Source organism: Sphingomonas pituitosa NBRC 102491, from assembly GCF_001598435.1.
Taxonomy (GTDB): Bacteria; Pseudomonadota; Alphaproteobacteria; order Sphingomonadales; family Sphingomonadaceae; genus Sphingomonas; species Sphingomonas pituitosa.
Genome location: NZ_BCYY01000032.1, coordinates 25,569 through 44,838, shown reverse-complemented (window position 1 = coordinate 44,838; position 19,270 = coordinate 25,569). Strand labels below are relative to the sequence as shown.

General features: G+C 69.8%; 22 protein-coding genes. 13 read left to right on the top strand and 9 right to left on the bottom strand.

The genetic code is table 11. From position 1 onward, the window contains the following. Window positions 1-113 precede the first annotated feature (113 nt). The 8 genes from gltX to SPI01S_RS19870 all read left to right on the top strand — a co-directional run bounded on the left by gltX (window position 114) and on the right by SPI01S_RS19870 (window position 6,221). Complete coding sequence (gltX, locus tag SPI01S_RS19905; protein WP_066726797.1) at window positions 114-1,445, top strand: glutamate--tRNA ligase; 1,332 nt, start codon at window positions 114-116, stop codon at window positions 1,443-1,445. Between the two features lie 90 nt (window positions 1,446-1,535). Further along, the gene (locus tag SPI01S_RS19900) at window positions 1,536-2,207 is read left to right on the top strand and encodes an energy transducer TonB (protein ID WP_066726809.1); all 672 of its coding nucleotides are present in this window, start codon (window positions 1,536-1,538) and stop codon (window positions 2,205-2,207) included. Window positions 2,208-2,280: 73 nt separating this feature from the next. Further along, complete coding sequence (locus tag SPI01S_RS19895; RefSeq protein WP_066726796.1) at window positions 2,281-2,628, top strand: hypothetical protein; 348 nt, start codon at window positions 2,281-2,283, stop codon at window positions 2,626-2,628. 14 nt (window positions 2,629-2,642) lie between these two features. Continuing rightward, window positions 2,643-3,590 (top strand): bifunctional diaminohydroxyphosphoribosylaminopyrimidine deaminase/5-amino-6-(5-phosphoribosylamino)uracil reductase RibD, encoded by a 948-nt coding sequence (gene ribD / locus SPI01S_RS19890; protein WP_066726794.1) that lies wholly within the window; start codon window positions 2,643-2,645, stop codon window positions 3,588-3,590. Continuing rightward, entirely contained in the window at window positions 3,590-4,198 is a 609-nt protein-coding gene (locus SPI01S_RS19885; RefSeq protein WP_066726792.1) for a riboflavin synthase, read from the top strand. The genes ribD and SPI01S_RS19885 overlap by 1 nt, the downstream gene beginning before the upstream one ends. After that, window positions 4,185-5,321: a 3,4-dihydroxy-2-butanone-4-phosphate synthase gene (ribB, locus tag SPI01S_RS19880; protein WP_066726790.1), complete on the top strand. Its 1,137-nt coding sequence runs from the start codon at window positions 4,185-4,187 to the stop codon at window positions 5,319-5,321. Before SPI01S_RS19885 ends, ribB begins: the two co-directional genes overlap by 14 nt. Then, the gene (ribH, locus tag SPI01S_RS19875) at window positions 5,321-5,740 is read left to right on the top strand and encodes a 6,7-dimethyl-8-ribityllumazine synthase (protein WP_066726788.1); all 420 of its coding nucleotides are present in this window, start codon (window positions 5,321-5,323) and stop codon (window positions 5,738-5,740) included. The genes ribB and ribH overlap by 1 nt, the downstream gene beginning before the upstream one ends. 4 nt (window positions 5,741-5,744) lie before the next feature. Then, entirely contained in the window at window positions 5,745-6,221 is a 477-nt protein-coding gene (locus SPI01S_RS19870; protein ID WP_245653696.1) for a hypothetical protein, read from the top strand. Here the strand turns inward: SPI01S_RS19870 and SPI01S_RS19865 are convergent. Continuing rightward, a complete protein-coding gene (locus SPI01S_RS19865) occupies window positions 6,209-7,324 on the bottom strand; it encodes an alkene reductase (protein ID WP_066726787.1) in 1,116 nt (371 codons plus the stop codon). The genes SPI01S_RS19870 and SPI01S_RS19865 overlap by 13 nt on opposite strands. A gap of 55 nt (window positions 7,325-7,379) precedes the next feature. Between SPI01S_RS19865 and SPI01S_RS19860 the strand changes: the two genes are divergently transcribed. Next, on the top strand, window positions 7,380-8,285 hold the full coding sequence (locus SPI01S_RS19860; protein WP_066726784.1) for a DMT family transporter: 906 nt from the start codon (window positions 7,380-7,382) through the stop codon (window positions 8,283-8,285). 46 nt (window positions 8,286-8,331) lie between these two features. Further along, the gene (locus tag SPI01S_RS19855; protein WP_066726782.1) at window positions 8,332-8,988 is read left to right on the top strand and encodes a COQ9 family protein; all 657 of its coding nucleotides are present in this window, start codon (window positions 8,332-8,334) and stop codon (window positions 8,986-8,988) included. Between the two features lie 132 nt (window positions 8,989-9,120). On the opposite strand, the gene SPI01S_RS19850 is transcribed toward SPI01S_RS19855, so the two are convergent. Genes SPI01S_RS19850 through hemC form a run of 6 tightly spaced genes read right to left on the bottom strand, consistent with a single transcriptional unit; the run spans window position 9,121 to window position 14,421 of the window. Next, window positions 9,121-10,227: a CaiB/BaiF CoA transferase family protein gene (locus SPI01S_RS19850; RefSeq protein WP_066726780.1), complete on the bottom strand. Its 1,107-nt coding sequence runs from the start codon at window positions 10,225-10,227 to the stop codon at window positions 9,121-9,123. Further along, a complete protein-coding gene (locus SPI01S_RS19845; protein ID WP_066726779.1) occupies window positions 10,224-10,742 on the bottom strand; it encodes a GNAT family N-acetyltransferase in 519 nt (172 codons plus the stop codon). The genes SPI01S_RS19850 and SPI01S_RS19845 overlap by 4 nt, the downstream gene beginning before the upstream one ends. Next, the gene (locus SPI01S_RS19840) at window positions 10,742-11,926 is read right to left on the bottom strand and encodes an acyl-CoA dehydrogenase (protein WP_066726778.1); all 1,185 of its coding nucleotides are present in this window, start codon (window positions 11,924-11,926) and stop codon (window positions 10,742-10,744) included. The genes SPI01S_RS19845 and SPI01S_RS19840 overlap by 1 nt, the downstream gene beginning before the upstream one ends. A 1-nt stretch (window position 11,927) precedes the next feature. Then, a complete protein-coding gene (locus SPI01S_RS19835; protein WP_066726777.1) occupies window positions 11,928-12,824 on the bottom strand; it encodes a hypothetical protein in 897 nt (298 codons plus the stop codon). A gap of 32 nt (window positions 12,825-12,856) precedes the next feature. After that, the gene (locus tag SPI01S_RS19830; RefSeq protein WP_066726775.1) at window positions 12,857-13,519 is read right to left on the bottom strand and encodes a uroporphyrinogen-III synthase; all 663 of its coding nucleotides are present in this window, start codon (window positions 13,517-13,519) and stop codon (window positions 12,857-12,859) included. Further along, window positions 13,516-14,421: a hydroxymethylbilane synthase gene (gene hemC / locus SPI01S_RS19825; RefSeq protein ID WP_066726773.1), complete on the bottom strand. Its 906-nt coding sequence runs from the start codon at window positions 14,419-14,421 to the stop codon at window positions 13,516-13,518. The genes SPI01S_RS19830 and hemC overlap by 4 nt, the downstream gene beginning before the upstream one ends. Window positions 14,422-14,537: 116 nt before the next feature. On the opposite strand from hemC, the gene tsaD reads away from it, so the two are divergent. Both tsaD and SPI01S_RS19815 read left to right on the top strand, forming a co-directional pair. Further along, window positions 14,538-15,563 (top strand): tRNA (adenosine(37)-N6)-threonylcarbamoyltransferase complex transferase subunit TsaD, encoded by a 1,026-nt coding sequence (gene tsaD, locus SPI01S_RS19820; RefSeq protein WP_066726770.1) that lies wholly within the window; start codon window positions 14,538-14,540, stop codon window positions 15,561-15,563. After that, entirely contained in the window at window positions 15,560-16,537 is a 978-nt protein-coding gene (locus SPI01S_RS19815) for an NAD(P)H-dependent glycerol-3-phosphate dehydrogenase (protein ID WP_066726768.1), read from the top strand. The genes tsaD and SPI01S_RS19815 overlap by 4 nt, the downstream gene beginning before the upstream one ends. A gap of 122 nt (window positions 16,538-16,659) precedes the next feature. On the opposite strand, the gene SPI01S_RS19810 is transcribed toward SPI01S_RS19815, so the two are convergent. Both SPI01S_RS19810 and mgtE read right to left on the bottom strand, forming a co-directional pair. Further along, a complete protein-coding gene (locus tag SPI01S_RS19810; protein ID WP_066726805.1) occupies window positions 16,660-17,061 on the bottom strand; it encodes a DUF1489 family protein in 402 nt (133 codons plus the stop codon). Window positions 17,062-17,098: 37 nt separating this feature from the next. Beyond that, on the bottom strand, window positions 17,099-18,502 hold the full coding sequence (mgtE, locus tag SPI01S_RS19805; protein WP_066726766.1) for a magnesium transporter: 1,404 nt from the start codon (window positions 18,500-18,502) through the stop codon (window positions 17,099-17,101). Window positions 18,503-18,618: 116 nt separating this feature from the next. On the opposite strand from mgtE, the gene SPI01S_RS19800 reads away from it, so the two are divergent. Then, window positions 18,619-19,074, top strand: coding sequence for a peptidylprolyl isomerase (locus SPI01S_RS19800; protein WP_066726764.1), 456 nt, complete (start codon window positions 18,619-18,621; stop codon window positions 19,072-19,074). Window positions 19,075-19,270 lie beyond the last annotated feature (196 nt).

Genomic DNA, 19,270 nt, shown 5'->3' with positions numbered 1-19,270 from the left:
GTGGTGGCCTCCTGAGCCGCTGCGATGTCCCGATGCCCGCGCCCTTTAGTGCGACGTTTCCGTGACGCAAAGAGGGCATTGCCGCTTTGCCTGTGCCAGCCTAGGCCGGACGCATGACCGTCGTTACCCGTTTCGCCCCCAGCCCCACCGGCACGCTGCATGTCGGCAACCTGCGGACCGCGCTCCACAATTGGCAGTTCGCGCGCCGCCATGGCGGTACCTTCCTGCTGCGGATCGACGATACCGACCAGGCGCGTTCGGAAGAAGCATTTGTCGAGGCGATCCGCGCCGATCTCGCCTGGATGGGGCTGACTCCCGATGCCGAGGAGCGCCAGTCGGCACGATTCGAGCGCTACGAGACGCGATTCGCCCAGCTGGTCGCCGACGGCCGGGTCTACCCCGCCTATGAGACGGCGCAGGAACTCGACCTCAAGCGCAAGGTGCTGCTCGGCCGCGGCCTGCCCCCGGTCTATGATCGCGCCGCGCTGGCGCTCACCGATGCGGATCGCGCCAAGCTGGAGGCCGAAGGCGTGCGCCCGCACTGGCGGTTCAAGCTCGATCACGGCGCCGCGATCGGCTGGGACGATCTGGTGCGCGGGCCGCAGCGCTTCGAGGCGAAGCTGCTCAGCGATCCGGTGGTGCGCCGCGCCGACGGATCGTGGCTGTATCTGCTGCCCAGCGTGATCGACGATATCGACATGGGCGTCACCCATGTCGTGCGCGGCGAGGACCATGTCTCCAACACCGCGACGCAGATCCAGATGTTTGAGGCGCTCGGCGGTGCCGTCCCCGGCTTCGCGCACGAGGCGCTGCTCACCGGCAACGAAGGCAAGCTGTCGAAGCGGCTGGGCTCGCTGGGCATCGACCATTTCCGCGAGGCGGGCATCGAGCCGCAGGCGCTGATCGCGCTGCTCGCGCGGCTCGGCACCAGCGATCCCGTCGAGCCCTTCGCCGATCCGACGCCGCTGATCGCGAGCTTCGATTTCGGGCGGTTCGGCCGGGCGCCGGCGCGGTTCGACGAGGCGGAGCTTGCCCAGCTCAACGCCCGGATCGTGCATCAACTCGATCACGCGGCCGTCGCCGATCGCCTGCCGGCGGGCATCGACGCCGCCGGCTGGGAAGCGATTCGCCCGAACCTCGCCAGCGTCGCCGAGGCGGCGGACTGGTGGGCGGTAGTCGAAGGGCCGATCGCCGCGCCGCCGGTGGCGGACGAAGACCGCGACTTCCTCGCCCAGGCGCAGGCCCTCGCGGGGGGGCTGGACTGGTCCGCCGATCCGTGGCGCGCGCTCACCGATGCGCTGAAGGCCGCCACCGGGCGCAAGGGCAAGGCGCTGTTCCTGCCGCTGCGCCGCGCACTCACCGGCCGGGACCACGGCCCGGACATGGCCGCGCTGCTGCCGCTGATCGGCAAGGATCGTGCGCTGGAACGGCTCGGAGCAGGCTGAGCCGTTCCATCTTTACGCTAGCAATGTAACGTTGTACCATCACCTTCATCCGGCGTTCATAGACCGGTGTTGGAGAAGGAGTGCAACGTCATGCATGCCGATACCCGTTATCATGCCAATGCACCGCGTTCGGTCAGTTTCGGCGCGGCGCTGGCGATCAACGGCGCGATCGTCGCCGGGCTGATCTTCTCGGCGCCCCAATTCATGCCCAAGCCGCAGCCCAAGCCGTTTGAGGGCAAGAACATCCCGCTGCCGCCGCCGCCGGTGGAACCGATCAAGCTGCAACCGAAGCCTGAAAAGGTCGTCACGCCTACCCAGCCGCTCCCGACGATTCCCGATCCCGTGATTGCCCAGCCCACTGACAATCGGATCGAAGCCACGAACGTCATCGCGGATCCGCCGGCGCCTTTCATCAAGCCGGCCGAGACCGGGCCGTCGGTCGTCGCGGATCCCCCCAAGGCGGTTCTGGCGCTGATCGGTGCGACCACGGACCCGCGCTATGCGCAGGATTTCCAGCCCGAATATCCCAGCCAGGAGATGCGCGCGCAGCGCGACGGCCTCGTCACCCTGCGGGTGCTGATCGGCACCGACGGCCGGGTGAAGGCGGTGGAGCAGGTCAGCGCGAGCAGTGACGCCTTCTTCGCGGTCACCAAGCGCCAGGCGCTGGGCAAGTGGCGGTTCCGCCCGGCGACGCGCGGCGGCGTCGCCGAGGAAAGCTGGAAGACGATGACCGTGCGGTTCCGGATCGAAGACGCCCGCTGATCGCCCTCCGATCTCAGCGGCGTGGACGCGGGGGCTGGCCCTGGAGCCCCCGCGTCCCTATCTTCGCCCCTCGATGACCTTCCTCAAGTACATCTCGCCGCTCAAGGCGCTCCGCGACCTGCGTGGCTATCTGGCGACGCGCAAGAAGCACGAATTGTGGTTCATGATGCTCGCGCTGGTGGTGACCTTCGGCATCATCGTCGCGTTCGTGAAGGATTCGCACGTGCCGGTGCCGTACAGGAAGAACATCATCTACGTGGACAGCTGGCCGATCACCCGCACCGAGGAAGAGATCCGCGCCAAGCAGAAGGTCGACGAGGCCAAGCGCAGGCAAGAGGAAGCGGCCTTCCTGGAGCGGCAGAAAAAGCGCGCGGCCGACTTCAAGAAATATGACGACTGGCTGAAGAAGCACGGGATTTGAGCGACGCACGCTGGATGGCGGTGGCGCTCGGCCTGGCCGAGCGTGGACGGGGGCGGACGGCGCCCAACCCTAATGTCGGCTGCGTGCTGGTCCGCGACGGTCGCGTGATCGGCCGCGGCTGGACCCAGCCCGGCGGCCGCCCGCATGCCGAAGCGATGGCGCTGGCAGAGGCCGGCGACGCTGCCCGCGGTGCCACGGCCTATGTCACGCTGGAGCCCTGCGCCCATGTCTCCCCGCGCGGGCCCGCCTGCGCCGAGCTGCTGATCGCGGCGGGCGTCGCGCGCGTGGTCGCCGCGCTGCGCGACCCCGATCCCCGCACCGACGGCACCGGCTTCGCCCGGTTGCAGGAGGCCGGCATCGCGGTCGAATCCGGGCTGATGGAAGCGCAAGCCCGGCGCAGCATGGCGGGTTTCCTGACCCGACTCGCCAGGGGCCGACCGCACGTCACCCTGAAGCTCGCCACCTCGCTCGACGGCCGCATTGCGCTCTCCACCGGCGAGAGCAAATGGATCACCGGTCCGCAGGCCCGCGCGCACGCCCATCTCGAGCGCGCCCGGCACGACGGCATCCTGGTCGGCCGCGGTACCTTTCTCGCCGACGTCCCGAAACTGGACGTCCGCCTGCCCGGCCTCCCCGATCGCGCGCCCCGCCGCATCCTGCTTTCCTCCACCGGCCCTACCCCGCCGGACTGGGAGCGGATCGCCGACATCGCCGATATCCGCCACCTCTCCGGCATCGACACGCTGATGGTGGAAGGCGGCGCCAAGGCGGCGACCGCGTTCCTCCGCGCCGACCTGGTCGACCGGCTGCTTCTCTACCGCGCGCCGATCCTGCTCGGCGGCGGCAAACCCGCGGTCGAGGCGTTCGGCCTCGCCGCATTGTCCGAGGCGCATGATCGCTGGCGCCTGCTGGACTCTCGACTGCTTGGCAGCGATCGGTTCGAGGTCTACGAGCGCAACTGATGTTCACCGGAATCGTAAGCGATGTCGGCACGATCGACGCGGTAGAGCGCCAGGGCGACCTGCGCGTGCGCGTGTCGACGGCCTATCCCACCCATGAGATCGATCTCGGCGCCTCGGTCGCCTGTTCGGGCGTGTGCCTGACGGTGGTCGACAAGGGGCCCGGCTGGCTCGACTTCGACGTGTCGGGCGAAACCGTCTCGCGCACCGCCGACGACCAGTGGACCGCCGGCCGCAAGCTCAACCTCGAGCGCGCGCTGCGCCTGGGCGACGAGCTGGGCGGGCATATCGTCACCGGCCATGTCGACGGCGTCGGCCGGGTCAAGCTGGTCGAGGCGATCGACGGCTCGCACCATGTCGTGATCGCGGCGGGGCCGGAGATCGCGCCGTATGTGGCGCCGAAGGGCTCGATCACCGTCGACGGCGTGTCGCTGACGGTCAACGCGGTGGACGATACCCCGCAAGGTGTCGAATTCCACCTCAACATCATTCCCCACACCGCCACGGTCACCACCTTCGCCACGCTGGCGGAGGGCCAGGCGGTCAATCTGGAGATCGACGTGCTGGCGCGCTATCTCCAGCGCATGGAGGCATTGCGTGCCAAAGGCTGAACTCGCCGCGCTCAAGCACGGCTTCCTCTCCTCGCCCGAGGAACTGATCGACGAGGCCCGCAACGGCCGCATGTTCATCCTGGTCGACGACGAGGATCGCGAGAATGAAGGCGATCTGGTCATCCCCGCCCAGATGGCGACGCCGGACGCGATCAACTTCATGGCCAAATACGGCCGCGGCCTGATCTGCCTGGCGATGACCAAGGCGCGCGTCGACCAGCTCGGGCTCGAGCTGATGAGCCGCGCCAACGGCACCCGCCATGAAACCGCCTTCACCGTCTCGATCGAGGCGAAGGAAGGCGTGACCACCGGCATCTCCGCCGCCGACCGCGCCCGCACCATCTCGGTTGCGATCGACAGCACCAAGGACCGCGCCGACATCGTCACGCCGGGCCATGTCTTCCCGCTGGTCGCGCGCGACGGTGGCGTGCTGGTCCGCGCCGGCCATACCGAGGCGGCAGTCGACGTCGCCCGGCTCGCCGGCCTCAACCCCGCCGGCGTGATCTGCGAGATCATGAAGGACGACGGGACGATGGCCCGGCTCGACGATCTCGTCGGCTTCGCCCAGCTCCACAACCTCAAGATCGGCACGATCCGCGACCTGATCGCCTATCGTCGCCGCCACGACCATCTCGTCGAGCAGCGCGCCGAGGCGAGCTTCACCAGCGATTGGGGCGGCGAGTGGCGCGCGCTCACCTTCTGGAACAAGGCCACCGGCACCGAGCAGGTCGCGCTGGTCAAGGGCCGCATCGATCCGAGCAAGCCCACGCTGGTGCGGATGCACGCGCTCTCTCCCTTCGCCGATGTGTTCGGCGAAGGCGGCACGCGCGGCGGGCTGCTCCGCAAGTCGATGGAGATCATCGGTGCGGAAGGTGCCGGCGTGGTGGTGGTGATCAACCGGCCGCGCCCCGACGGCTATACCGTCGCGCTGCAGACCCGTAGCGGCGCGATCCCGCCCAAGGACATGGACGAGCTGCGCGATTACGGCGTCGGCGCGACCATCCTTACCGAACTCGGCGTGCAGGACATGATCCTGCTCTCCAACACCCATCACACGCTGATCGGGCTCGACGGCTATGGCCTGTCGATCGCCGGCACGCGGCCCATCGATCCGGAGCAATAATGGCCAACATCCTCATCGTCGAAGCACGCTTCTACGAGCATCTCAACGACATGCTGATCGCTGGCGCCAAGGCGGCGATCGAGGCGGCCGGCCACAAGGCCGAGGTGATCACCGTGCCGGGCGCGCTGGAAATTCCGGGCGCGGTGGCGCTGGCGGCGGACAGCGGCCGCTACGACGCGTTCGTGGGCATCGGCGTGGTGATCCGCGGCGAGACCTATCATTTCGAGATCGTGGCGGGCGAGAGCGCGCGCGGGCTGATGGCGCTGTCGATGGACGGGGTCGCGATCGGCAACGGCATCCTCACGGTCGAGAACGAGGCACAGGCGCTGGTCCGCGCCGATCCGAAGCAGAAGGACAAGGGCGGCGAGGCCGCCAAGGCGGCGCTGGCGATGCTGGCGCTCAAGGCCAAGTTCGGCTGATCAGATGGACATGCCGCCCTCCCGCTACCGCGTAGAAGAGCGGGGGCGGCGGCTGGTCGTGGTGGATCGCGCCACGGGGCGCGCAGTGTCCCAGACCAAGTCTCCGCTTCCGCTTGCGGGAGGGGGGGGCGGCAACGGGGCACGCCGGTCGAGAATAGCCCCTCCCCCGGGCGGGCGGGGTGCGCAAGGCTGGAAGTTCGGGTTCAAGCAGCCGCGCGCCACGCCGGACAGCTTCGTCACGCGCAGCTGGTTCGACAAGAAGGCACCCCGCACCATCAAGCTCAACTACACCGCCCATTCGCGGCTGGCGGCGCTGCGCTTCGGCGGCGCGATCCTGATCGCGTTGCTGGTAACCGGCAGCTTCCTGTTCTGGCCGTGGTTCCCCTTCATCCTTGCGGCGGTACTGGCGCCGGCGAAGATGCGCGCGCATCTCCACCAGGCCAGCACGCGCTGGATCGACGGCTTCGATCAGGCCGACTGAAGGACGCTCTCGTCGGCGGTCGGATAGTCGGTATAGCCCTCCGCCCCGCCGACATAGAAGAGGTCCTCGCGCTGCGGGTTGAGCGGCAGGCCCTCGCGCAGGCGACGCGGCAGGTCCGGGTTGGCGAGGAAGGTCCGGCCGAAGGCGATCGCATCAGCCTCGCCCGCATCGAGCGCCGCCTGCGCGCTTGCCGCATCATAGTCCGAGTTGAGCGCCAGCACGCCGCGATACGCCTTGCGCATCAGCGGATGGATCGGCGGCTGGTCGGGCACGCCACGGGTGCCATCGGCCCGCGGTTCGCGCATTTCCAGGAAGGCCACGCCGATATCGTCGAGCGCCGCCGCCGCCGCTTCGAACAGCGGCGCCGGGTTGCTGTCGTTGACGCCCTGCACCTCGCCATTGGGCGACAGGCGCACGCCGGTACGGTCCGCGCCGATCGTGTCGACGACACGCTGGCTCACCTCGCGCAGCAGCCGGATGCGGTTCTCGATGGAGCCGCCATACGCATCCTCGCGGAAGTTCGAATTGTCGCGGAGGAACTGGTCGATCAGATAGCCATTGGCGGCGTGGATCTGCACCCCGTCGAAGCCGGCGCGGATCGCGTTCTCGGCGGCGCGCTGGTAATCGTCCAGGATGCCGGGGATCTCGTCGAGGCGAAGCGGCCGCGCGAGGCTGTACGGCCGCTTGATCTCGCCGGCATCCTCACCTGCATAGGTGCGGACGCTGCCGGGCGCGGTGGTCGCCGATGCCGAGACCGGCGGCTCGCCGCCAAGAAAGTCCGAATGGACCAGCCGGCCCATGTGCCAGAGCTGCGAGACGATTCGGCCGCCCGCTTCGTGCACGGCGGCGGTGATCGGCTTCCACGCCTCGACCTGCGCGTCGCTCCAGATGCCCGGCGCATAGGCCCAGCCGAGCCCCTGCTGGCTGATGCCGGTCGCCTCGGTGATGATCAGCCCGGCGCTGGCCCGCTGGCGGTAATAGTCGACCATGACGGGCGTGGGCACATGGCCGCGGGTCGAGCGCCCCCGGGTGAGCGGCGACATCCACACGCGATTGGCGGCGTGGATCGCGCCGATCTGAATCGGATCGAACAGGCTGGGCATTGAAATTCCCTCATGCAGCTTGTGACTTGGCGGAGATAGGGCGCTAAACGGCGCCATGCACCGCAACGCACCGACAACAAAAACTTCCCCGGCACGAAGCCATGTTGCGACAGCGCTCGTCGCGGCACTGATCGCCAACGCCGCGCTCGCCACCGGCCCGCTGTTCGTGCGGATGGCGGATGTCGGCCCGGTCTCGGCCGCGTTCTGGCGGCTGATCATCGCCACGCCGATCCTGTTCGCCGCCGCCACCGCGATGGGGGAAAAGCCGATCGCGCTGGCACGCGGGCGCTGGTGGCTCCTCTCCATCGCCGGCGTGATCTTCGCGCTCGACCTGGCGAGCTGGCATGTCGGCATCGTCCGCACCACGCTCGCCAACTCGACCCTCTTCGGCAACTCGGCGTCGTTGATCTTCCCGATCTATGGCTTCGTGATCGCGCGCGCCTGGCCGAGCAAGATGCAGGGGGCGGCATTGCTGCTGGCGGCGATCGGCGGCGCGCTGCTGCTGGGACGTTCGGCGGAGCTCTCCTCGCGCCATCTCGCGGGCGACCTGTTCTGCCTGCTCGCGGGCGTGTTCTACGCGGTCTATTTCGCGCTGATGGCGCGGGTGCGGACCAGCCTCGGCCCGGTGCCGGCGCTGGCGCTGTCCTCGCTCGCCACCATCCCGCCGCTGCTGGTGATCGCGCTCGCGCTGGGCGAACAGATCGTGCCGCATCTCTGGTGGCCGCTGCTCGCGCTCGCCATTGTCAGCCAGCTGATCGGGCAAGGCTGCATGATCTACGCGCTCGGCCATCTCTCGCCGCTGGTGATCGGCATCGCGCTGCTGGTGCAGCCGGCGGTGGGCGCGGCGCTCGGCTGGTTCATCTTCGACGAGAAGCTCGCGGCCGCCGACCTGTTCGGCGCGGCGCTGGTTGCCGCGGCGCTGGTGCTGGTGCGGCAGGGCGCGGTACGGCCGAAGGGGTAGACGCCAGCGGTTGCCGGGGCGCGGCTTCGCGCCTAGATCAGGCTCCATGGATCTCGCCGACGCCACCCTCGACGAACTGCGCGCGGCGCTCGCCCCGTCGCTTGCCGCCAACGCCGCCTTCGACGGCTGGAACGCGCGTGCGCTCGACGCCACCGCCGACGGCATGGGCGTCGATCGCGACGTGGCGCGACTCGCCTTTTCGGACGGTCCGCTGGCGATGATCGATGCCTGGTTCGCGCATATCGACCGGGCGATGCTCGACGAACTCTCGCCCGAGACGCTGGCGGGCATGAAAATCCGCGCGCGCATCACCGCGCTGGTCGAGGCGCGGCTGGCGCTGCTCGCCCCGTACCGCGACGCGCTGCGCCGGGCGCTGGCGATCCTGGCCATGCCGCAGAACCTGGCGAAGGCCAGCAAGCTCGGCTGGCGCGCAGCGGACGCGATGTGGCGCGCGGCCGGCGACACTGCGACCGATTACAATCACTATACCAAGCGAATGACGCTCGGCAGCGTCTATGCCGCGACCATCGCCGTGTTCGTCCAGGACGAAAGCGAGGAATGGGCGGATACCCGCGCCTTTCTCGGCCGCCGCATCGACGGCATCATGCGCTTCGAAAAGGCCAAGGCCGGGTTCGTGGGCCGGACGACCAACCGGCCGAGCCTTTCCCGCTTCATCGGCCGGCTGCGCTACCCGGCGATCTAGGCGTCCCACCCCTCATCCGTCACCCCGGCGAAAGCCGGGGTCCATTGGGGTCTCCGCACCGGCTCTCTCTTGCACGGAGTGGCGAAGGGATCCCGGCTTCCGCCGAGATGACGGCCAGTGGGACGCAACTCGTCAGGGCCGCGCGGGGCTCGCGCGCTCGGCGACCATGCGTTCGCCGTCGATCGTGATCGGGCTGGCGAGCCCCGGCAGCCCGTCGCGCACGATCGCCAGCCCCCGCGCGATCACCTGGGGATCGGCGAACACCTCGTCGACGCGGTTGATCGGCCCGGCAGGCACGCCCTGCGCCTCCAGCGCCTCATAGAGATCGGCCTTGGCCCGATCGAGCATCGCGCGGGCGAGCTGCGGGATGAGGGCGTCGCGGTTCGTCACACGCGCCGGATTGGTCGCGAACCGCAGATCGTTCGCGAGGTCGAGGCCGAGGATCGCGCAGAGCTTCGCGAACTGCGAGTCATTGCCCACCGCCACGATCAACTCGCCGTCGCGGCAGGCAAAGGCTTGATAGGGCACCAGGTTCGCATGGCCGTTGCCCATGCGATGCGGCACGATACCGCTCGCCATCCAGTTGAGCGCCTGGTTGGCCAGCACCGCCACCTGCGTGTCAAGCAGCGCCATGTCGATATGCGCGCCGACGCCTTCCACGTCCCGGCGGCGCAGCGCGGCGAGGATCGCGACCGCCGAATAGACCCCGGTGAAGATGTCGGCATAGGCGACGCCCGCCTTTTGCGGCGCGCCGTCGGGCTCGCCGGTGAGGCTCATCGCACCGCCCATGCCCTGGATGATGAAATCATAGCCGGCGCGGCCCGCATAGGGCCCGGTCTGGCCGAAACCGGTGATCGAGCAGACGATCAGCCGCGGGTTCGCCGCGCGGAGGCTGGCGGCATCGAGCCCGTATTTCACCAGCCCGCCGACCTTGTAGTTCTCGATCACCACATCGGCATCGGCGATCAGCGCGCGCGCCGCCGCCTGCCCCTCGGGGGTGGCGATGTCGATGCCGACGCTGGTCTTGCCGCGGTTGCACGCGTGGAAATAGGCGGCGTCGCGGTTCTCACCGTCCGCATCGTGGAGGAACGGCGGGCCCCAGTGCCGGGTATCGTCCCCGGCGCCGGGCCGCTCGACCTTCACCACCTCGGCCCCAAGATCGGCGAGCAGCTGCCCGCACCAGGGGCCGGCGAGGATACGCGCGAGCTCGACGACCTTGATGCCGGCGAGCGGCTTCACGGGCGCCGGATCGCGTAGACGACGTGGTCGGAGAAGACCTGGCCGCCGCCGCGATGGTTGCGCCCCGGAATCAGCTGCCCGCCGATCTTCGCCATCGCCCCGCGCGACCGTACATTGTTCTCGCCGACCAGGAACAACACCGTGCCGACGTAGCGGTGGATATGGTCGAGCATCAGCCGCTTGACCTCGCGATTGTAGGTGCCGCCCCAATAGGCGCGGGCGAGGAAGGTCCAGCCGATCTCGATCTCGTCTTCTTCCGGCACGTGATAGTCGTAGCGGCTCGAGCCGATGATCGCGCCGGTCGCCTTGTCCTCGATCGCCAGGCCGCCGCCACAGGCCAGCGCCTCGGCGAAGAACTGGCGGAACACCGGCTCCTGCCAGCGATCCGGCCGCGGATGCACCTCCCAGATCAGCGGATCGGAGGCGACGGCGTAGAGCGCCTCCCAATCCGCCGCGACCAGCGGCCGGATGCGGACGAGCGCACCCTCCAGCACCGGCTGCCGATCGGGCGCCATCAGAATGCCGCGATGCCGGTGATCGCCCGGCCGAGGATCAGCCCGTGCACGTCATGCGTGCCCTCATAGGTGTTCACCGTCTCGAGGTTGATCGCGTGCCGGAGCACGTGGAATTCGGCCGATATGCCGTTGCCGCCGTGCATGTCGCGCGCGACGCGGGCGATATCGAGCGCCTTGCCGCAATTGTTGCGCTTGATGATGCTGATCGCCTCGGGGCTCAGCGTGCCCGCGTCGAACATCCGCCCGCAGCGCAGCGCCGCCTGCAGCCCCAGCGCGATCTCGGTCTCCATGTTGGCGAGCTTGAGCTGCACCAGCTGCGTCGCGGCGAGCGGCCGGCCGAACTGGTGGCGATCCAGCGTGTACTGGCGCGCGGCGTGGAAGCAGGCCTCGGCCGCGCCCATCGTGCCCCAGGCGATGCCGTAGCGCGCGCGGTTGAGGCAGCCGAACGGGCCCTTGAGCCCCTGGACGTTGGGCAGCAGCGCGTCCTCGCCCACTTCCACCCCGTCCATCACGATCTCGCCGGTCACCGAGGCGCGCAAGCTCAGCTTGCCCTCGATCTTCGGGCTGGTGAGGCCCTTCATCCCCCGCTCCAGCACAAAGCCGCGGATCGCGCCGTCATGCGCATCGCTCTTCGCCCAGACGACGAAGACGTCGGCGATCGGCGAATTGGTGATCCACATCTTGGCGCCGGTGATCCGGTAGCCGCCGTCGATCTTCTCGGCGCGGGTGCGCATGCCCGCCGGGTCCGACCCCGCATCCGGCTCGGTCAGGCCGAAACAGCCGACCCATTCGCCGCTCGCCAGCCTGGGCAGATATTTCCGCCGCTGCTCCTCGCTGCCGTATGCGTGGATCGGGTGCATCACCAGCGAGCTCTGCACGCTCATCGCCGAACGATAGCCCGAATCGACCCGCTCCACCTCGCGCGCGACCAGGCCATAGGCGACATAGCCGAGCCCGGCGCCGCCATAGGTTTCGGGGATCGTCGGCCCGAGCAGGCCCAGCGTGCCCATCTCGGTCATGATCTCGCGGTCGAAGCGTTCCTCCAGATAGGCGGAGGTGACGCGCGGGAGTAGCTCGCCCTGCGCATAATCGCGTGCGGCATCGCGCACCATCCGTTCCTCGTCGGTCAGCTCGCCGTCGAGCCCGAACGGATCCTGCCAGTCGAACCGGCCCATCTCTGCCATTTCAGTCGTTCCTCGGTGTCTCCGGTGCCGGGGCGGGGGCGGGTGCCGGCGCCACGACCGGGGGTTTGGGCGGCGTTGCAGCGGCCGCCTTCTCTATCTCGTCCAGTGCCTTGCGCGCGTTGACATAGCGTGAAGCCGCACCGGTCCAGCCTTCCGCCACCGAGGCGCCGGGCATGTGCGCCACTTCGGCGATCGCGGTCTCGACATTGCCGGCGGCGAGGGCGCTGCGGGCGCGGCGGAGGCGTTCGGCCGGGCGCGGGCTCGGCATGCCGACCTGGTGCAGCACGAACAGGTCGCCCACGAAGCTGCGGAAACGCACCCACAGGCTGTCATCGGGCCCGGTGCCGAGGCGCGGCGCGATCGTATCGAGCGCGATGCGCAGGTCCTCGAGCGTCAGCGGATCCGCGGCCGCGGTGACGATCGCCGCGACGGCCTCCGCATGCCGCTCGCCGAACCGCGCACGCAGCTGCTGCTCCAGGCTGCCCAGCGGCTGGCCGCGCTCGACGGCGCGGCGCACGGCGGCGGCGACCATCAGCCGTTCGGCCTGGGTGGAATATTGCGCCGCATTGCGCGCGCTCTCGTCGGCCCGGCGCAGTTCCAGCTCCAGCGCGTCGAGCCTGGCCGCCAGTGCGCTTTCGCGCGCATCGAGCGTCGCCATGTCGGTCGCGGGCGGCAGCACCGGCGGCGGCATCTTCAGCGGCGGTGCGGCGGGGACGGGCGCAGCGGCGGGCTTGGTCGTGGTGGTGGCGGGCGTGGTCGCCAGGTGCGGGCCGGCCAGCTGGATCGCGCCCGCCGTCAGCGCGACGCCGGCGAGGAAGCCAAGCCCAGCGGGGATCATGCGGTTGCGGCGCGGACTCAGGGTTCGGACCGGCTCGGGCGCCAGGGGCTCGTCGCTCATGGGCGCCCTTTTCGCCGCCTGTGCCCCCCGGGTCAATCGGAGAGCGCGATGGCGGTGTCGATCAGCGCTTCGGTTTCCGGATACGCAGCGATCGCGACCGCGCGCCAGCCGGTCCCCGCGCCTGCCGCCGCGGCCTCGGAAAGCGCGGCCAGCAGCAGCGCGCCGCGATCGGGCACGATCTCCGCCAGCCGGCTGCCCGCCCGTGCGGACTGGATCAGCGCGACGGCACCGTCCAGCGCCGCGACGTCCGCCGGCGCGATCGGCAACGCCTCGCTGGCATAGACCGGGACCACTTGGCCGACGATGCCGCCGGCCTCCAGGGTCCGCTCCCGCCCCGCCAGATGCAGCGCGCGGCGCACGCCCGCGTCCCGCGCAGCCTCGACCAGCGCGGCCGCACCCGCGCTGCCCACGGCAACCACGTCGAGATGCGCGCGGCGCGCGGCCGAAGCGGTGGCCTCGCCGACCGCATGGACGGGCAGGTTGCGCAGGGCGCCCAGCGCTGCTCCGGCAAGGCGGACGGCATTGGCGCTCGTCAGGATCAACGCGTCGAAGCCGAGCGGATCGGGCACCGACCAGGCGAGCGGCCGCGTTTCGAACAACGGCAGGCGCAGCGCGATGCGCCCCCTCCCCTCGATGGCGGCAGCGGTGATGCGGTTGCCCGGCTCTGGCCGCAGCACCGCGATCGGGCGGCTCATCCGGCGAACAGCGTGCGCACGGCCTCCGGCGCACGGTCCAGCAGATCGCGGGCAAGCGTTGGCGGCAGCATCGGATCCTCCGGCGCTCCCTCGATCATGCCATGGACGTGCGCACTGCCATCGGCGGCGTAGAGCTCGGCCTCGATGGTGAGGATCGCGCCCTCGATCGTCGCCAGCGCGGCGACGGGCGAATGGCAATCGGCCATCAGCGCCGCGAGCAATGCGCGCTCGGCCAGCACGCAGGCACGGGTCTTCGGATGGTCGATCGCCGCGAGCAGCGCGAGGATGCGCGTGTCGCCGGCCCGCGCCTCGACGCCCACCGCGCCCTGCGCCGGGGCCGGGAGCAGCACGTTGGTCGGCTGGACATGGCCGACATCCTGCCGCCCCAGCCGCTCCAGCCCGGCCGAGGCGAGCAAGGTCGCGTCCGCCTCGCCCGCGGCGAGCCGGGCGAGCCGCGTGTCGACATTGCCGCGGAACAGCACAGTGGAAACGTCCGGCCGGTGCCGCTTCACCTGCGCGGCCCGGCGCGGCGAGGCGGTGCCGATCACCGCGCCGGGCTTGAGCGCGGCGAGCGACTCGGCGCCGACCAGCCGATCGCGCACGTCCGCGCGTTCCAGGATCGCCGCGATGGCGATGCGCTCCGGCCGAATCGTCTCGACATCCTTCATCGAATGGACCGCACAGTCGATCTCGCCCGCCAGCAGCGCGCGATCCAGTTCCTTGGTCCACAGCGCCTTGCCGCCGATCTCGGCCAGCGGGCGATCCTGCACCTTGTCGCCGGTGGTGCGGACGACGACGATCTCGCCCTCGATGCCGTGCGCGGCCTTCAGCGCGTCGAGGACCATATGAGCCTGGGTCAGGGCGAGCGGCGAACCGCGCGTGCCGATGCGAAGTGCAGTCATGAACGCGGTGCTACGGTCGCGCGGGGAGGACGGCAATGGGGGTAATCGCGGAGCCGCAACCGGGCAAAACCGGCGGCGCCTCTGGACCCTGCCGCCAGTCGGCTTAGATGGGAACCATGGCACTCATCCTCGGACTTGAATCGAGCTGCGATGAAACCGCGGCGGCCCTGGTCGAAAGCGACGGCACGATCCGCGCGCACAAGCTCGCGCGCCAGGAAGAGGCGCACCGCCCCTATGGCGGCGTCGTGCCAGAGATCGCCGCGCGCGCGCATGTCGAGATGCTCGGCCCGCTGATCGAGGCGGCGCTGGAGGAGGCGGGCGTGACGCTCGACCAGGTCGACGCGATCGCCGCGACGGCAGGTCCCGGCCTGATCGGCGGGGTGATGGTGGGCCTCGTCACCGGCAAGGCGCTGGCGCTGGCGGCCGGCAAGCCGCTCGTCGCGGTGAACCATCTGGAGGGCCATGCCCTCTCCCCCCGCCTCGGCGACCGGAGCCTCGCATTTCCCTATCTGCTGCTGCTCGTCTCGGGTGGCCATTGCCAGCTGCTGCTGGTCGAAGGCGTCGGCCGCTATCGCCGGCTGGCCACCACGATCGACGATGCCGCGGGCGAGGCGTTCGACAAGACCGCCAAGCTGCTCGGGCTCGGCTTCCCCGGCGGCCCGGCAGTGGAGAAGGCGGCGGAGCGCGGCAACCCCAGGGCCGTGCCGCTGCCGCGCCCGCTGGTCGGCTCGGGCGAGCCGCATTTCTCCTTCGCCGGGCTCAAGAGCGCAGTGGCGCGCGCAGTGAACGACTATAGCGCCGAGGATCTGGCGGCGTCGTTCCAGCAGGCGGTGGTCGATTGCCTGGTCGATCGTACCCGGCTGGCGCTGGCCGTCACTCGCCGCACCGCGCTGGTCGTCGCGGGCGGCGTCGCGGCCAATAGGGCGGTGCGGACGGCGCTGGAGGCGCTGGCGAGCGAACACGCCCTGCCCTTCGTCGCGCCGCCTTTGTGGCTCTGCACCGACAACGCGGCGATGATCGCCTGGGCCGGTGCCGAGCGTTTCGCGCAGGGCCTTACCGATCCGCTCGATTTCCCGGCGCGGCCCCGCTGGCCGCTCGATCCGGATGCGGAGAAGGTGCGCGGCGCGGGAGTGAAGGCATGAAGATCGGGGTAATCGGCGGCGGCGCCTGGGGCACCGCACTGGCGCAGGTGGCGGCGCGCGGCGACGCGCCGGTGCTGCTCTGGGCGCGCGAGCCCGAGGTGGTGGAGAGCATCAACGCCGCTCATGAGAACCGCCAGTTCCTTGCCGGCGTGCCGCTGTCGCCCGGCATCCGCGCGACTGGCAGCCTGGGCGACCTTGCCGGCTGCGACGCGCTGCTGGTGGTGGCGCCGGCGCAGCATGTCCGCTCGGTGCTGGCGGAGACGGTGATAGACACCACCCCGCTGGTGCTGTGCGCCAAGGGAATCGAGGCGGGCACCCGGCTGCTCGTCGGCGAAGTGGCGCGCAGCGTCGCACCGCAGGCGCCGATCGCGGTGCTGTCCGGCCCCACCTTCGCGCATGAAGTGGCCGCGGGGAAGCCGACGGCGGTGACGCTCGCCTGCGAGGATGCCGAGCTGCGCACCCGGCTGAGCGAGCGGCTCGGCGCGCCCGCCTTCCGCCCCTATGCCTCGGCCGACGTGATCGGCGCGGAGATTGGCGGGGCGGTGAAGAACGTGCTCGCGATTGCCTGCGGCGTGGTCGAGGGCGCCGGCCTCGGCCTCAACGCCCGCGCGGCGCTGATCGCGCGCGGCTTTGCCGAAATGACGCGCTTCGGGCTCGCGCGCGGCGCGCAGGCGGAGACGCTGACCGGGCTTTCGGGGCTGGGCGACCTGGTGCTCACCTGCTCCTCCACCAATTCGCGCAACTTCTCGCTGGGCGTGGGGCTGGGCCAGGGGCGCAGCGCTGCCGAACTGCTGTCCGATCGCAAGACCGTGGCGGAGGGCGCCTTCACTGCGCCGGTGCTGCGCGAGGCGGCGGCGGAAGCAGGCGTGGAGATGCCGGTGACGCTGGCGGTGAACGCGCTGCTCGAAGGCGCGCCGGTGGCCGAGGTGATCGACGCGCTGCTCAGCCGGCCGCTGCGGGCGGAGGCGATTTGACCTCCTTTTAGCCCCTCCTCCTTGGAGGAGGGGTTGGGGTGGAGGGATTCCAGAAACGTAAGTTGGTCTCGGTGAGACACAGCCCCACCCCAACCCCTCCCCTGAAGGGGAGGGCTTAGAGATCACAGCAGCCCCAGTCCCGACAGCTCGCCCATCAGCGACGGCGGCAGTTCGTCCACGCCGCCCTCGAAATCACCGAGATCCCGCGGGGCATCCGCGTCCTCCAGATAACGCCAGCCCTGGTGCGCGCGCTTCGGCCGCGCCTGGACCAGCACCAGCTTCGGTTCCAGCAGGATCGCGGTCCGCCCGCCCTCTGCCTCGCCGAAGCCCAGGATCGGCGAACGGCCGACCAGCTGGTGCTTGAGGATCCAGAACAGCGAGCCGCCCTCGATCTCCTCATGACGTTTCGGCAGATAGCGCGTGGTCAGCGCGACACCGCCCAGGGCCGCGCGGGCCTCCAGACGTTCACGCAGGAAATCGACGCTGTCGCAGGCAAAGGCGACCTTGGTGAGATGAAGTGGCACGCCCGCCGATTTGGGCGGTCCGGCGCCCGCGATCAAGTCAGCCGCCCAGCCCCACCAGCGTCGCCAGGCCGAGGAACGAGAAGAATCCCATCACATCGGTCATCATCGTGACGAACACCGCCGACGACACCGCCGGATCGATGCGCAGCCGATCGAGCGTCACCGGGATCAGCACGCCCGCCATGCCGGCGATCAGATTGTTGATCACCATCGCCAGCGCGATCACGCCGGCCAGCCACGGGATGCCGTAGACCAGCATCGTGCCGGCGCCGATCGCCAGCCCCAGCGTCGCGCCATTGGCGGCGGCGATGCGCAGCTCGCGCCAGATCATGCGCAGCGTGTTCGATTCGGTCAGCTGGTTGGTCGCGATCGCGCGCACCACCACCGCCAGCGTCTGCGTGCCGGCATTGCCGCCCATGCCCGAGACGATCGGCATCAGCACCGCAAGCAGCGCGAACTTGGCGATCTCGCCCTGGAACAGCCCGACCACCGACGCGGCGAGCATCGCCGTGCCGAGGTTGACAAACAGCCAGGTCAGCCGCGTCTTCACCGTCAGCAGCACCGGCTCGTTGATGTCGCCCTCGCCGGCGCCCGACAGGCGCAGAATGTCCTCGCCGGCTTCCTGCGAGATGATGTGGACGATGTCGTCCACCGTGATCATGCCGACCAGCCGGCCGCTGAGATCGACCACGGCGGCGGAGATCAGCGCGTATTTCTGGAAGCGCAGCGCCACTTCCTCCTGGTCCATGTCGATCGGAATCAGCGTCTGCTCGCGCTTCATCACGTCGCTGATGGTGATGCCGCGCGGGGTGCGCAGAATCCAGGAAAGCGCGCAGGTGCCGATCGGCTTGTGCGACGGATCGACGACGAAGATTTCCCAGAAATCGGTGGTCAGCGCGTCATTGCCGCGCAGATAGTCGAGCACGTCGCCGACGGTCCAATGCTCGGGCACCGCGATCAGCTCGCGCTGCATCAGGCGGCCGGCGGATTCCTCGGGGTAGGACAGCGCCTCCTCGATCGCGGCGCGGTCGTCGGGGTCGAGCGCGCGGAGCACCTCGCGCTGGTCCTCGACGTCCATGTCCTCGATGATCGCGACGGCGTCGTCGGTATCGAGCTCCGCGGCGAGGTCCGCCACCTGGTGCGGCTCGAGCGCGTCGACCAGCGCCTCGCGCACCCAGTCGTTCATCTCGGCGAGGACGTCGCCGTCGATCAGGTCGGAAATCGCGGTGACGACGTCGGCGCGCTGTTCCGAAGGCACCAGCTCGATCAGGTCGGCGATGTCGGCAGGATGGAGCGGCGCGACCAGCATGTGCGCGGTCTCGTTGTCGCCCTCTTCCACCGCCGCGAGCACCGCGCTGACGAATTCGGGCTTGAGCCGGTCGTCCTCGTCGAGCTGGCTCTCCGGCGCAGCCACGTCCTCGTGCAGTTCGGTCTCGCTCATGTCCGACCTCTCACGCTGCGGCCCCGTCCCGGGGGCGCTGCCACCCCCGGCGGGGATTTGCAAGTCGGCAGCGCACCGCTTAGGGCTTCGTTCCAGTTTTAGAGAAGAGGTGCCCCATGGCCGAACCCACTACGCTCGTACTCACGCTCGATACGGGCGACGTCCGCATCCGTCTCCGCCCCGATCTCGCGCCGAACCATGTCGCGCGCATCGCCGGCCTGGCCGACGAAGGCTTTTACGACGGTGTGATCTTCCACCGCGTGATCAACGGCTTCATGGCGCAGGGCGGCGATCCCTCGGGCACCGGCATGGGCGGTTCGGACAAGCCCGACCTGGCGCAGGAATTCTCCAAGGAGCCGCACGTCCGCGGCGTCTGCTCGATGGCGCGCACCAACAACCCGAACAGCGCGAACTCGCAGTTCTTCATCTGCCTCGACGACGCGACCTTCCTCGACGGCCAGTACACCGTCTGGGGCGAAGTGATCGAAGGCATGGAGCATGTCGACGCACTGCCCAAGGGCGAGCCGCCCGCGAAGCCGGGCAAGATCGTCAAGGCCAGCACCGAGGCGTGATCCGTCCAGACCCTCTCCCCGCCCGGGAGAGGGAAGGCCCCGCCGCCACGGGCGGCGGGGGGGAGAGGGGCAGTCGCGTATTGCCCTCTCCCGCTTCACCGGATGGTAAGCTCGCCGGACCTATGAGTCCGCGCTCCATCTGGATTATACGCGGTGTTGCAAACCATTCGCAATCGCATTAATCCCTAAAAAAGGT